The 14,034-nt window shown below is 71.7% G+C and carries 12 protein-coding genes; 7 read left to right on the forward strand and 5 right to left on the reverse strand.

Going from position 1 to position 14,034, the window contains the following annotated elements:
- Positions 1–143 precede the first annotated feature (143 nt).
- The 7 genes from gap to GTY84_RS07340 all read left to right on the forward strand — a co-directional run bounded on the left by gap (position 144) and on the right by GTY84_RS07340 (position 7,008).
- Positions 144–1,151: a type I glyceraldehyde-3-phosphate dehydrogenase gene (gap, locus tag GTY84_RS07310; RefSeq protein WP_161225275.1), complete on the forward strand. Its 1,008-nt coding sequence runs from the start codon at positions 144–146 to the stop codon at positions 1,149–1,151.
- Between the two features lie 143 nt (positions 1,152–1,294).
- Positions 1,295–2,506, forward strand: coding sequence for a phosphoglycerate kinase (locus GTY84_RS07315; RefSeq protein ID WP_161225276.1), 1,212 nt, complete (start codon positions 1,295–1,297; stop codon positions 2,504–2,506).
- Positions 2,507–2,511: 5 nt separating this feature from the next.
- Positions 2,512–3,288, forward strand: coding sequence for a triose-phosphate isomerase (gene tpiA, locus GTY84_RS07320; protein WP_161225277.1), 777 nt, complete (start codon positions 2,512–2,514; stop codon positions 3,286–3,288).
- Positions 3,289–3,430: 142 nt separating this feature from the next.
- Positions 3,431–3,661 (forward strand): preprotein translocase subunit SecG, encoded by a 231-nt coding sequence (gene secG, locus GTY84_RS07325; protein WP_202550002.1) that lies wholly within the window; start codon positions 3,431–3,433, stop codon positions 3,659–3,661.
- A 253-nt stretch (positions 3,662–3,914) separates the two neighbouring features.
- Positions 3,915–4,202, forward strand: a complete 288-nt coding sequence (locus tag GTY84_RS07330) for an RNA polymerase-binding protein RbpA (protein ID WP_030605095.1) — start codon at positions 3,915–3,917, stop codon at positions 4,200–4,202.
- Positions 4,203–4,317: 115 nt separating this feature from the next.
- Entirely contained in the window at positions 4,318–5,970 is a 1,653-nt protein-coding gene (gene pgi, locus GTY84_RS07335; protein WP_161225279.1) for a glucose-6-phosphate isomerase, read from the forward strand.
- Between the two features lie 63 nt (positions 5,971–6,033).
- Positions 6,034–7,008: a hypothetical protein gene (locus GTY84_RS07340; RefSeq protein ID WP_161225280.1), complete on the forward strand. Its 975-nt coding sequence runs from the start codon at positions 6,034–6,036 to the stop codon at positions 7,006–7,008.
- Between the two features lie 230 nt (positions 7,009–7,238).
- Here the strand turns inward: GTY84_RS07340 and pgl are convergent, their stop codons facing one another.
- The 5 genes from pgl to tkt form a co-directional block, all read right to left on the reverse strand.
- Positions 7,239–8,021, reverse strand: coding sequence for a 6-phosphogluconolactonase (gene pgl, locus GTY84_RS07345; RefSeq protein ID WP_161225281.1), 783 nt, complete (start codon positions 8,019–8,021; stop codon positions 7,239–7,241).
- Entirely contained in the window at positions 8,018–9,148 is a 1,131-nt protein-coding gene (gene opcA, locus GTY84_RS07350) for a glucose-6-phosphate dehydrogenase assembly protein OpcA (protein ID WP_161225282.1), read from the reverse strand. Before opcA ends, pgl begins: the two co-directional genes overlap by 4 nt.
- Entirely contained in the window at positions 9,145–10,668 is a 1,524-nt protein-coding gene (zwf, locus tag GTY84_RS07355; protein WP_161225283.1) for a glucose-6-phosphate dehydrogenase, read from the reverse strand. Before zwf ends, opcA begins: the two co-directional genes overlap by 4 nt.
- Before the next feature lie 3 nt (positions 10,669–10,671).
- Complete coding sequence (gene tal, locus GTY84_RS07360; protein ID WP_161225284.1) at positions 10,672–11,790, reverse strand: transaldolase; 1,119 nt, start codon at positions 11,788–11,790, stop codon at positions 10,672–10,674.
- Between the two features lie 34 nt (positions 11,791–11,824).
- Positions 11,825–13,912, reverse strand: a complete 2,088-nt coding sequence (gene tkt, locus GTY84_RS07365) for a transketolase (RefSeq protein ID WP_161225285.1) — start codon at positions 13,910–13,912, stop codon at positions 11,825–11,827.
- Positions 13,913–14,034 lie beyond the last annotated feature (122 nt).

A 14,034-nucleotide genomic window follows, 5' to 3' on the forward strand; every position in this document is an offset into this window, starting at 1 on the left:
GGGGGTACGGGCCGCGGCGCCGTGCGCGGCCTGTCTCGATGTCACCCCCCGGGTCCCGGAGAGGTAGGGTCGGAGGTGGTCGGGGACATCCCAAATACAGCTCGCCGGCACATCGGCCGGCGTACCAACGAGGAGATCGGTTCGTGACGATCCGCGTAGGCATCAACGGCTTTGGCCGCATCGGTCGCAACTACTTCCGCGCGCTGCTGGAGCAGGGTGCGGACATCGAGATCGTGGCTGTCAACGACCTGGGTGACACCGCGACCACCGCCCACCTGCTCAAGTACGACACCATCCTCGGCCGCCTCAAGCAGGAGGTGTCGCACACCGAGGACAGCATCACCGTCGGCGACCGGACCATCAAGGTCCTCTCCGAGCGCGACCCCGCCGACATCCCCTGGGGCGAGCTGGGTGTCGACATCGTCATCGAGTCGACCGGCATCTTCACCAAGAAGGCCGACGCCGGGAAGCACATCGCCGGCGGCGCCAAGAAGGTCATCATCTCCGCCCCGGCGAAGGACGAGGACGTCACCATCGTCATGGGCGTCAACGAGGGGACGTACGACCCGGCGAAGCACGACGTCATCTCCAACGCCTCCTGCACCACCAACTGCGTGGCGCCGATGGCGAAGGTGCTCGACGAGAACTTCGGCATCGTCAAGGGCCTGATGACGACGGTCCACGCGTACACCAACGACCAGCGCATCCTGGACTTCCCGCACAAGGACCTGCGCCGCGCCCGCGCCGCCGCCGAGAACATCATCCCGACCACCACCGGTGCCGCCAAGGCCACCGCCCTGGTCCTCCCGCAGCTCAAGGGCAAGCTGGACGGCATGGCCATGCGCGTCCCGGTTCCCACCGGCTCGGTCACCGACCTGGTCCTGGAACTCTCCCGCGAGGTCACCGAGGACGAGGTCAACGCCGCCTTCCAGAAGGCCGCCGAGGGCGAGCTGAAGGGCATCCTCTACTACACCGAGGACCCGATCGTCTCCTCGGACATCGTCAACTCCCCGGCGTCCTGCACCTTCGACTCCTCCCTGACCATGGTCCAGGAGGGCACGAGCGTGAAGGTCATCGGCTGGTACGACAACGAGTGGGGCTACTCCAACCGCCTCGTCGACCTCACGGTCTTCGTGGGCGACCGGCTCTGATCGCCTTCCCCAGGCATCCGACGCGGTGAGGACAGGGCCCGGACGGCGTGAGGTTGTTGTCACGCCCTCCGGGCCCTGACTCGCGTCCAGCACGACCAGTCCTCGTAGGATCACGAGCGACACAGAGCCTCTGGAGCCCCTGCATGAAGACGATCGACGAACTCCTCTCCGAAGGAGTCGCGGGCAAGCGTGTCCTCGTCCGCGCCGACCTCAACGTGCCGCTGGACGGCACCACCATCACCGACGACGGCCGCATCCGCGCCGTGGTGCCCACCGTGCGGGCCCTGGCCGACGCGGGCGCGCGGGTCATCGTCGCCTCGCACCTGGGCCGCCCCAAGGGCGCCCCCGACCCCGCCTTCTCCCTGGCCCCGGCCGCCGCCCGGCTCGGCGAACTCCTCGGCACCGAGGTCGCCTTCGCCGAGGACACCGTCGGCCCCTCCGCCGGGTCCACCGTGGCCGCGCTCACCGACGGCAGCGTCGCCGTCATCGAGAACCTCCGCTTCAACCCCGGCGAGACCGCCAAGGACGACGCCGAGCGCGCCGCCTTCGCCGACCGCCTCGCCGCTCTCGCCGACATCTACGTCGGCGACGGCTTCGGCGCCGTGCACCGTCGGCACGCCTCGGTCTTCGACCTGCCCGCACGGCTGCCGCACTACGCCGGACACCTCATCGCCACCGAGCTCGGCGTCCTGCGCAAGCTCACCGACGACGTGGCGCGGCCCTACGTGGTCGCCCTCGGTGGCGCCAAGGTCTCCGACAAGCTGGCCGTCATCGACGAACTGCTCGGCCGGGCCGACCGGATCCTCGTCGGCGGCGGCATGGTCTTCACCTTCCTCAAGGCCCAGGGCCACGAGATCGGCGTCTCCCTCGTCCAGGAGGACCAGATCCCGGCCGTCAGGGAGTACCTGGAGCGCGCCGAGAAGAGCGGTGTCGAGCTGGTCCTGCCGGTCGACCTCGTCGTGGCCGGCGGATTCCCGGACCTCAAGGCCAAGGCCCCGACCCACCCCGAGACCGTCGCCGCGGACGCCGTCCCCGCCGACCGCATGGGCCTGGACATCGGTCCCGAGACCCGCGCGCTGTACGCCTCGAAGCTCGCCGACGCCGCCACCGTCTTCTGGAACGGCCCCATGGGCGTCTTCGAGCACCCCGACTACGCCGAGGGCACCAGGGCGGTCGCCCAGGCCCTCGTCGACGCCCCCGGCTTCACCGTCGTCGGCGGCGGGGACTCGGCCGCGGCCGTGCGCACCCTCGGCTTCGACGAAAAGGCATTCGACCACATCTCGACCGGCGGCGGCGCCTCCCTCGAATACCTCGAGGGCAAGACGCTCCCCGGCCTCGCCGCACTGGAGGACTGACCGCGATGACCACCCGCACGCCGCTGATGGCGGGCAACTGGAAGATGAACCTCAACCACCTGGAGGCCATCGCCCACGTCCAGAAGCTCGCCTTCGCCCTGGCCGACAAGGACTACGACGCCGTCGAGGTCGCCGTCCTGCCGCCCTTCACCGACCTGCGCTCCGTGCAGACCCTGGTGGAGCACGACAAGCTGAAGATCAAGTACGGCGCCCAGGACATCTCCGCCCACGACGGCGGCGCCTACACCGGCGAGATCTCCGGCGCCATGCTGGCCAAGCTCCGCTGCGCCTACGTCGCGGTCGGCCACTCGGAGCGCCGCCAGTACCACGCCGAGACCGACGAGCTGGTGAACGCCAAGGTCAAGGCCGCCTACAAGCACGGTCTGACCCCGATCCTCTGTGTCGGCGAGGAGCTGGAGGTCCGCGAGGAGGGCCGGCACGTCGCCCACACCCTCGCCCAGGTCGAGGGCGGCCTCAAGGACGTCCCCGCCGAGCAGGCCGAGACCGTCGTCATCGCCTACGAGCCCGTGTGGGCCATCGGCACCGGCAAGGTCTGCGGAGCCGAGGACGCCCAGGAGGTCTGCGCGGCCATCCGCGGCAGGCTCGCCGAGCTGTACTCCCAGGAGCTGGCCGACGGGGTCCGCATCCAGTACGGCGGCTCCGTGAAGTCGGGCAACGTCGCCGAGATCATGGCGCAGCCCGACATCGACGGCGCCCTGGTCGGCGGCGCCTCGCTGGACACGGACGAATTCGTCGGGATCGTGCGCTTCCGCGACCAGTAGGGACCGGTACGCCGCCCGCCATCACGATCAGTGAGTATGCGGGGGCGGCGATACGTCGTACCCTTGCGGGGGCGCGGTGGTGAGCTGCCACCGTGCCCCCGCCGTCCGTCAGAGATCCGAGGAAGTTGGTCCAGCCGTGGTTATGGGGTTCTCGATCGCCCTGATCATCTTCAGCCTGCTGCTGATGCTGCTGGTGCTGATGCACAAGGGAAAGGGCGGCGGCCTCTCCGACATGTTCGGTGGCGGCATGCAGTCGTCCGTCGGCGGCTCCTCGGTCGCCGAGCGCAACCTCGACCGGATCACCGTGGTGGTCGGTCTGCTCTGGTTCGCCTGCATCATGGTGCTCGGCCTGCTCATGAAGGCCAACAACTGACGCGGTCAACGCGTTTCGCACTTCTCCACGTAAAGCCCCATGTTCGGTACGCGCCCCGTGGCGCGGCCTATCATGGGGCTTGCGTCTGTGTCCGGGACTCGCAACTCCCGTCACTGGACGCGCGTTGGGCCTTACGTAGACTGAGGCGCTCGCAGTGAAGCGAAGCCGACTCGCTTCGGGCACCATCACGCAGGGAGTTACGACCGTGGCAAGTGGCAACGCGATCCGGGGGAGCCGGGTCGGGGCGGGGCCGATGGGCGAGGCCGAGCGAGGCGAGTCCGCCCCGCGTCTGCGCATCTCCTTCTGGTGCTCCAACGGACACGAGACCCAGCCGAGCTTCGCGAGCGACGCCCAGGTCCCGGAGACCTGGGACTGCCCGCGCTGCGGCTTCCCCGCCGGCCAGGACCGGGACAATCCGCCGGCCCCCCCGCGCACCGAGCCCTACAAGACGCACCTCGCGTACGTGCGCGAGCGCCGCAGCGACGCGGACGGCGAGGCGATCCTCGCCGAGGCGCTCGCCAAGCTCCGGGGCGAGATCTGAGCCCTCCTTCCCCTTGATCCCGGACCCGGCCGGTCCGTGGAGCACGGCTGTCCTGCCGATCAATTAGGTTGATCGCAGAGGGGCAACCGCGACAAGGAAGAAGGCTGACTCCGACATGAACGCAGACGCCCGTACACGGCTCGACCGGCTGCCGGAATGGGCCGCGCTGGCCGACCACCGCGCGCAGCTCGGTGACGTACGACTGCGCGAACTGTTCGACGCCGATCCCGGGCGCGGCACCCGTCTGGTGCTGCGGGTGGGCGATCTGTACGTGGACCACTCCAAGCACCTGGTGACGGACGAGACGCTGCGGCTGCTGCGGGGGCTGGCCGCGGCGGTGGACGTGGCGGGGCTGCGGGACGCGATGTTCCGCGGTGAGCGGATCAACGTGACCGAGGACCGGGCGGTGCTGCACACGGCGTTGCGCGCGCCGCGGGGCGCCGTGGTGGAGTCCGGCGGGGAGAACGTGGTTCCGGCGGTGCACGAGGTGCTCGACCGGATGGGGGCGTTCGCCGAGCGGGTGCGGTCCGGGGAGTGGCGCGGATTCACGGGGCGGCGGATCCGCACCGTGGTGAACATCGGGATCGGCGGGTCGGACCTGGGTCCTGCGATGGCGTTCGAGGCGCTGCGGGCCTTCTCGGACCGTTCGCTGGGGTTCCGTTTCGTCTCCAACGTGGACGGCGCGGACCTCCACGAGGCGCTGTGGGGGCTGGACCCCGCGGAGACGCTGTTCGTGGTGGTGTCGAAGACCTTCACGACGGTGGAGACGGTGACCAACGCGTCGTCGGCGCGGTCCTGGCTGCTGGCCGGGCTGGGCGACGAGGAGGCGGTGGCCCGGCACTTCGTGGCGGTGTCGACGAACGCGGAGGAGGTGGCGCGGTTCGGCATCGACACGGCGAACATGTTCGGGTTCTGGGACTGGGTGGGGGGCCGCTACTCCTTCGACTCCGCGGTCGGCCTGTCGTTGATGGTGGCGGTCGGGGCGGAGCGGTTCGGCGAACTGCTGGACGGCTTCCGGACGGTGGACGAGCACTTCCGGTCGGCTCCGGCGGAGGAGAACGTGCCGCTGCTGATGGGGCTGCTGGGGGTGTGGTACCGGAACTTCTTCGGCGCGCAGTCGCACGCGGTGCTTCCGTACAGCCACTACCTGTCGCGGTTCACGGCGTATCTCCAGCAACTGGACATGGAGTCGAACGGGAAGTCGGTGACCCGGGCCGGGGAGCCGGTGGAGTGGGCGACGGGCCCGGTGGTGTGGGGGACGCCGGGGACGAACGGGCAGCACGCGTACTTCCAGCTGCTGCACCAGGGGACGGAGCTGGTCCCGGCGGACTTCATCGGATTCGCCCGTCCGCATCCGGAGTTGGGGCCGGTCCTGGCGGAGCAGCACGACCTGCTGATGGCGAACTTCTTCGCGCAGACCCAGGCGCTGGCCTTCGGCAGGACGGCGTCCGAGGTGCGGGCGGAGGGGGTGGCGGAGGAGTTGGTGGGGCCCCGGACGTTCGAGGGCGGGCGTCCGACGACGACGGTGCTGGCACCGGAGCTGACGCCGTCGGTGCTGGGGCAGCTGATCGCGCTGTACGAGCACAAGGTGTTCGTGCAGGGCGCGGTGTGGGACATCGACTCCTTCGACCAGTGGGGCGTGGAGCTGGGCAAGGTCCTCGCCCGGCGCTTGGAACCCGCCCTGACCGGCACCGGCACCGTCGCCGGCCTCGACCCCTCCACGGCCGCGCTCGTGGCCGCCTACCGGGAGTCGCGCGGCCGGGAGTGACGGCCGGGCCCATCCCGTAGACTCCTCCGCGATCAAGGACATGGTGACTCGGGGGAGTAGGACATGGCTGGTTCGCCCGGCGGTTGGACGGGCGGCGGGCTGAGGGCACGGGACGTGCTGCGTCCCAAGCGCGCCGCGCGCGCGGCCTTCCACCCGGCCTGGATACCGGACGCGATCGACCCGGCCGTGGAGCGGCTCAAACGGGCCCGCCTCATCGCCGGGCTGGTCGCCGCCGTCGGCGTCTACACCTTCGTCGAGGGCGGCTTCTCGTTCGACGAGATCCTGGAGAACATGCTGACGGCCTCCGTCGTCCTGCTCTTCATCACCCCGCTCACCGTGGGGGTGATGGTGCTCGTCTGGCGGCGCGGCGGGACCGTCCGCTCCATCCGGACGCCCCTGCTCAACTCGCTGAAGCTGCTGCTGCTCTTCGTGGGCTCGATCGTGCTGACGGTCTTCCTGCTGCAGATCTCGATGGGCTTCTACACGCTGCTGCTCGGGCCGCTCGCCCTGTGGCTGCTGGTCGTGGTGGCCCGGGGCGCGGTGCACGTCTCCGGCAACTTCTTCGGCACCGCGGGGGTGCACCGCTGCCTGCCGCCGCTGCTGGCCACCGTGACGACCTGGCTGATGGCCGTTCCCGACCTGGTCACGGGCGATCTGCACGGGCTGAGCCTGACGATGGGCGTGGTCTTCATCCTGGGCGCGCCCGTGACGGTCACCTGCATCGCGCTGCTGGAGGCGGGGCGGCTGCGGCGCCACTACGGCATCCGGCTCGCCGCCCACCCGGCCCCGACGGGGCCCCTCACGGGGCGGATGCCGCCGATGCCGCCCCCGATGCCCCCGACGGCTCCGATGCCCCCGCCGGTGCCGCCCGTGCCCCCGCCGTACGGTGTCCCGCCGCCGGGCAGCCCCTACGGACACCGGCCCCGGGGCAATCCGTACGCTCCACCCCCGGGCAACCCCTACGGGACGCCGCAGGGCGATCCCTACGGCGTCCCGCCCCACGGCAACCCCTACGGACGCGACCCGTACGGGCGGTGACCCGGCCGGGGAGCGGGCGGGAGCGGGCCCCGGCCCGGCGGGGCACCCGGGCCCACGGAGGCGGCGGGCCCTGAGCGGGGCCGGCCCCGACGACGGCGGGACGCGGGACGCGGCGGGCCCCGGACGGGACCGCGCCGGGGCGGCCCGGACCGCACGCGGGACCAACGGCGAAGGGCCGGGGCGCCGGGGGAGAACCCCGGTGCCCCGGCCCTTCGCCGCGACGCGGCCGGTTACGCCGACGCCGGCGGATACAGGGACCTCGGCAGCCGCGCGGCCGCCGCCGAGTCCAGCAGCCACAGAGTGCGGGAGCCGCCCCGGGCGCCCGCCGCCGGGGCCTGGACCTCGCCCGCGCCCGAGAGGGCCATCGCCACCGCGTTCGCCTTGTCCTCGCCCGCCGCCAGCAGCCACACCTCGCGGGCGGCGCGGATGGCGGGCAGGGTCAGCGAGATCCGGGTGGGCGGCGGCTTCGGCGAGCCGTGCACCCCGACCACCGTGCGCTCCGTCTCCCGCACCCCCGGGTGCTCCGGGAACAGCGAGGCCACATGGGTGTCCGGGCCGACCCCGAGCAGCAGCACGTCGAAGGACGGCACGGCGACGGGGTCCCCGGGCCGCGCCGCCCGGGCCAGCTCCGCCGCGTAGGCCGCCGCGGCGGCCTCCACGTCGGTGCCGTACGGGCCGTCCGAGGCGGGCATCGGATGCACCCGCTCCGGCGTCAGCGGCACCGCGTCCAGCAGGGCCTCGCGGGCCTGCGTGAGGTTGCGCTCCGGGTCGCCGGACGGCAGGAACCGCTCGTCGCCCCACCAGAGGTCGACGCGGGTCCAGTCGACGGCGTCCCGGGCCGTGGACGAGGCGAGGGCGGCCAGCAGCCCGTTGCCGTTGCGGCCGCCGGTCAGCACGACGGACGCCGAGCCCCGGGCCGCCTGGGCGTCCACGATCCTCGTGACCAGACGGGCCGCCGCGGCCTCGGCCATCAGCTCCTTGTCCCGGTGCACGACCACCTGGGGAGTGCTCACTTGGCCACCGTCCTCTTCGCCGGGGTCTTCCTCCGGGCCTTCGCGGGCGCCTTCGCGTCGTCCCCGGCCGCTCCCTCGGCGGCCGCGGCGTCGTCCGCGGAGTCCCCGGACCCGCCGGACCTGCCGGAGCCCCCGGCACCGTCACCGCTCGCGTCCGCGGAGCCGGAGCCGTCCCCGGCGTCCGTCCCGCCGGGCGCGTCCGGCGCGGCCAGCCGGTCCACGCCGTAGCGCAGCGCCGACGCGTAGGTGTCGTCCGGGTCCAGGCGCCGCAGCTCCTCCGCGATCAGCTCGGCCGTCTCGCGGCGCTTGAGCGCCACCGCGCGGGCCGGCTGCCCCTTGATGGACAGGGTGGCCAGCGAGCCGTCCGCCCGGTCCAGCACGACCGGACCGCAGTCGGTCTCCATCCGGACGGCGGTCAGCCCCGGTCCCCCGGAGGCGGTGCGCCGCACCGGCACCTCCAGCCGGTCCGCGAGCCACATGGCCAGCAGCTCGCAGCTCGGGTTGTACTCCTCGCCCTCCACCTCGACGCCCTGCACCGTGCAGTCGACCTGGTCCAGCGCCGCCGCCAGCATCGAGCGCCACGGGGTGATCCGGGTCCAGGACAGGTCGGTGTCGCCCGGGGTGTAGGCGTCGGCGCGGGCCACCAGCTCGCCCACCGGGTCCTCGCAGGCGTAGGTGTCGGTGACCCGGCGCTGGGCCAGCGCGCCCAGCGGGTCCCGGGCGGGGTGCAGCGGCGCGTTCACCGGCCACCAGACCACCACCGGGGCGTCCGGCAGCAGCAGCGGCAGGACCACCGACTGGGCGTGGTCCACCACATCGCCGTACAGCCGCAGGACAATCGTTTCCCCCGTGCCGGCGTCGGTGCCGAGGCGGACCTCGGCGTCCAGCCGGGACTGGGTGCGGTCCCGGGGGGAGCGCGAGACCCGCTTGATGACGACGAGGGTGCGCGAGGGGTGCTCGTGCGCGGCGTCGCTCGCCGCCCTCAGCGCGTCGTAGGCGTTCTCCTCGTCCGTGACGATGACCAGCGTGAGCACCATGCCGACGGCCGGGGTGCCGATGGCCCTGCGGCCGAGCACCAGCGCCTTGTTGATCTTGCTGGCCGTGGTGTCCGTGAGGTCTGTCTTCATGGCCGGCGCCAGCTCCGTCCGTCTCGCTCCAGCATCTCGTCCGCCTCCACGGGGCCCCAGGTCCCCGCCGGGTACTGCGCGGGGGTGCCGTTCTCGTCCCAGTACCGCTCGATCGGGTCGAGGATCTTCCAGGACAGCTCGACCTCCTCGGTGCGCGGGAAGAGGTTGGCGTCGCCGAGCAGCACGTCCAGGATGAGGCGCTCGTACGCCTCCGGGCTGGACTCCGTGAAGGACTCCCCGTAGGCGAAGTCCATGGACACGTCCCGGATCTCCATCGAGGTGCCGGGCACCTTGGAGCCGAACCGGACGGTGACGCCCTCGTCGGGCTGGACGCGGATNACGANNGCGTTCNNGCCCAGCTCCTCNGTNGCNGTNGTGTCGAAGGGGGAGTGCGGGGCCCGCTGGAAGACCACCGCGATCTCCGTCACCCGGCGGCCCAGCCGCTTGCCGGTGCGCAGGTAGAAGGGGACGCCCGCCCAGCGGCGGTTGTCGATCCCGACCTTGATCGCGGCGTAGGTGTCGGTCTTCGAGGCGGGGTCGATGCCCTCCTCCTCCAGGTAGCCGACGGCCTTCGCGCCGCCCTGCCACCCGGCCGCGTACTGCCCGCGCACCGTGTCCCGGCCCAGGTCCCTGGGGAGCCGGACGGCGCCGAGCACCTTGGTCTTCTCGGCGGCCAGCGCGTCCGCGCCGAAGGAGGCGGGCTCCTCCATGGCGGTCAGCGCCAGCAGTTGCAGCAGATGGTTCTGGATGACGTCGCGGGCGGCGCCGATGCCGTCGTAGTACCCGGCCCGGCCGCCGATCCCGATGTCCTCCGCCATGGTGATCTGCACGTGGTCGACGTAGGAGCGGTTCCAGACCGGCTCGAACATCGTGTTGGCGAAGCGGAGCGCCAGGATGTTCTGGACGGTCTCCTTGCCGAGGTAGTGGTCGATGCGGAACACCTGGTCCGAGGCGAAGACCTCGTGGACGATGGCGTTCAGCTCCTCGGCCGACCGCAGGTCGTGGCCGAACGGCTTCTCGATCACCGCGCGCCGCCACGAACCGCCGGACTGGTCGGCGAGCCCGTGCTTCTTGAGCTGCTGGATGACCACGGGGAACGACTTCGGCGGCACCGAGAGGTAGAAGGCGAAGTTGCCGCTGGTGCCCTGGGCCTTGTCCAGCTCGTCGATGGTGGCGCGCAGCCGCTCGAACGCGTCGTCGTCGTCGAAGGTGCCCTGCACGAAGCGCATCCCCTGGATGAGCTGCTGCCAGACCTCCTCGCGGAACGGCGTGCGGGAGTGCTCCTTGACGGCGTCGTGCACGACCTGCGCGAAGTCCTCGTGCTCCCAGTCCCGGCGGGCGAACCCGACGAGCGAGAAGCCCGGCGGCAGCAGACCGCGGTTGGCGAGGTCGTACACGGCGGGCATGAGCTTCTTGCGGGACAGATCGCCGGTGACGCCGAAGATGACCAGGCCCGACGGCCCCGCGATGCGCGGGAGCCGTCGGTCTGCGGGGTCACGCAGCGGATTGCTGCTCGACAATTTCTAGCCCTCCGAGGGAGCGAGGCGCTTCAGCTCCGCCTCCGTGGACTCCAGCAGGTCGTTCCAGGCCGTCTCGAACTTCTCGACGCCCTCGTCCTCGAGCAGCCGGACGACCTCGTCGTAGGAGATGCCCAGCTTCTCGACCGCGTCCAGGTCGGCGCGGGCCCGCTCGTACGTCCCGGTGACGGTGTCGCCGGTGATCTCGCCGTGGTCCTCGGTGGCCACCAGGGTCGCCTCCGGCATGGTGTTCACCGTGTTGGGCGCGACCAGGTCGGTGACGTACATGGTGTCGCTGTACGCCTTGTCCTTGACGCCCGTCGACGCCCACAGCGGACGCTGGCGGTTGGCGCCCAGCTTCTCCAGGTCGTTCCAGCGGTCCGAGGAGAAGACCTCCTCGTACGCCTGGTAGGCGAGCCGGGCGTTGGCGACGGCGGCCCGGCCGCGCAGGGCCTTGGCCTCGTCGGTGCCCAGCTCGTCGATCCGCCGGTCGATCTCGGTGTCCACGCGGGACACGAAGAAGGACGCCACCGAGTGGATCTTCGACAGCTCCAGGCCGCGCTCCCGGGCCTTCTCCAGACCGGTGAGGAAGGCGTCCATGACCGCGCGGTAGCGCTCCAGCGAGAAGATCAGCGTGACGTTGACGCTGATGCCCAGGCCGATGGTCTCCGCGATGGCCGGCAGCCCGGCCTCGGTCGCGGGGATCTTGATCAGGGTGTTGGGCCGGTCCACCAGCCAGGCGAGCTGCTTGGCCTCCGCGACCGTCGCCCGGGTGTCGTGCGCCAGGCGCGGGTCCACCTCGATGGAGACCCGGCCGTCCTTGCCCTCCGTGGCGTCGAAGACCGGTCGCAGGATGTCGGCGGCGTCGCGGACGTCCGCCGTGGTGATCATCCGGATGGCCTCCTCGACGGTGACCCGGCGCGCGGCGAGGTCGGCGAGCTGACGGTCGTAGCCGTCGCCCTGCGAGATGGCCTTCTGGAAGATCGAGGGGTTGGTGGTGACGCCCACGACGTGCTGCTGGTCGATCAGCTCGGCGAGGTTGCCGGACGTGATCCGCTTGCGCGACAGGTCGTCCAGCCAGATCGCGACGCCTTCGTCGGAAAGGCGCTTCAGTGCGTCTGTCATGGAAAATGCATCTCCTACGTGTCGTATACGGGCGTCAGCGCTGAGCCGCGGCGAGGGATTCCCGCGCGGCGGCGGCCACGTTGCCGGCGGTGAAGCCGTACTCCTGGAAGAGGACCTTGCCGTCCGCGGACGCGCCGAAGTGCTCCAGGGAGACGATGCGGCCCGCGTCCCCGACGTACTTGTGCCAGGTCAGGCCGATCCCGGCCTCGACCGCGACGCGCGCCTTCACGGACGGGGGCAGGACGCCGTCCCGGTACCCCTGGTCCTGCTGTTCGAACCACTCCACCGACGGCATGGACACCACCCGCGTCGGCACCCCCTCGGCCTGGAGCCGCTCCCGGGCCTCGACGGCGAGGTGCACCTCGGAGCCGGTGGCGATCAGCAGCACCTGCGGCTCGCCGCCCTCGGCCTCGAACAGGACGTAGCCGCCGCGGGCCGCGTTCTCGTCGGGCTCGTAGGTCGGCACGCCCTGGCGGGTCAGCGCCAGGCCGTGCGGCTGTCCCTTGCCGTACTCCTTGGTCCAGCGGCGCAGGATCTCGCGCCAGGCGATGGCCGTCTCGTTGGCGTCGGCCGGACGGACCACGTTCAAGCCCGGGATGGCGCGCAGCGAGGCCAGGTGCTCGACCGGCTGGTGGGTCGGGCCGTCCTCGCCCAGGCCGATGGAGTCGTGGGTCCACACGTACGTCACCGGCAGGTGCATCAGGGCCGACAGCCGCACCGCGTTGCGCATGTAGTCGGAGAACACCAGGAAGGTGCCGCCGAAGATGCGCGTGTTGCCGTGCAGGGCGATGCCGTTCATCTCCGCGGCCATCGCGTGTTCGCGGATGCCGTAGTGGATGGTGCGCCCGTAGGGGTCCGCCTCCGGCAGGGGGTTGCCCGCCGGGAGGAAGGACGAGGTCTTGTCGATGGTGGTGTTGTTGGAGCCCGCGAGGTCGGCCGAGCCGCCCCACAGCTCCGGGATCACCGCGCCGAGGGCCTGGAGGACCTTGCCGGACGCGGCGCGGGTGGCGACGCCCTTGCCCGCCTCGAAGACCGGGATCCTCTCCTCCCAGCCCTTGGGCAGCTCGCCCGCGGCCACCCGGTCGTACTCGGCGGCGCGCTCCGGGTTGTTGTCCCGCCACTGCCGGAAGGACTTCTCCCACACCGCGCGGGCCGCCCGGCCGCGCTCCAGCGCGCCGCGGGTGTGGCCGATGACCTCGTCGGAGACCTCGAAGGTCCGCTCCGGGTCGAAGCCCAGGACGCGCTTGGTGGCGGCGACCTCCTCGTCGCCGAGCGCCGAGCCGTGTGAGGCCTCGGTGTTCTGCGCGTTCGGGGCGGGCCAGGCGATGATCGAGCGCATGGCGATGAAGGACGGCCGGTCGGTGACCCGCCGGGCCTCCTCGACGGCCGCGTGGATCGCCGCCGGGTCCAGGTCGCCGTCCGCCTTGGGCTCCACGCGCTGCACGTGCCAGCCGTAGGCCTCGTAGCGCTTGACGGTGTCCTCGGAGACGGCGGTCTCGGTGTCGCCCTCGATCGAGATGTGGTTGTCGTCCCACAGCAGGACCAGGTTGCCGAGCTTCTGGTGGCCCGCCATGGAGGACGCCTCCGCGGAGATGCCCTCCTGGAGGCAGCCGTCACCGGCGATGCAGTACACGAAGTGGTCGAAGGGGGACTCGCCCTCGGCGGCCTCCGGGTCGAACAGACCGCGCTCGTAGCGGGCGGCCATGGCCATGCCCACCGCGTTGGCGACGCCCTGGCCGAGCGGCCCGGTCGTGGTCTCCACGCCCGTGGTGTGGCCGTACTCCGGGTGGCCGGGGGTCTTGGAGCCCCAGGTCCGGAAGGCCTTGAGATCGTCCAGCTCCAGACCGAAACCGGCCAGGTAGAGCTGTGTGTAGAGGGTCAGCGACGAGTGGCCGGCGGACAGCACGAAGCGGTCGCGGCCGACCCAGTTCGCGTCGGCCGGGTCGTGCCGCATCACCTTCTGGAAGAGGGTGTAGGCCGCGGGTGCCAGGCTCATCGCCGTTCCCGGATGGCCGTTCCCGACCTTCTGTACGGCGTCGGCGGCCAGGACACGAGCGGTGTCCACGGCCCGCTGGTCCAGCTCGGTCCAGTCGAGGTCTGTGGTGGTCGGCTTGATGCTCACCCTGGGTCAGGGCTCCTCTCCACATGTCGGATGCCGGTGCGCGTGGCCGCGTCACCGGCTGCCGGCGCCTGGTCGTGCGTCGGCCGGCCGCTGCCGAGCCTACCCTTGGGAGGACGTGCGTT

The organism is Streptomyces sp. SID8352 (genome assembly GCF_009862265.1).
Lineage (GTDB): Bacteria > Actinomycetota > Actinomycetes > Streptomycetales > Streptomycetaceae > Streptomyces.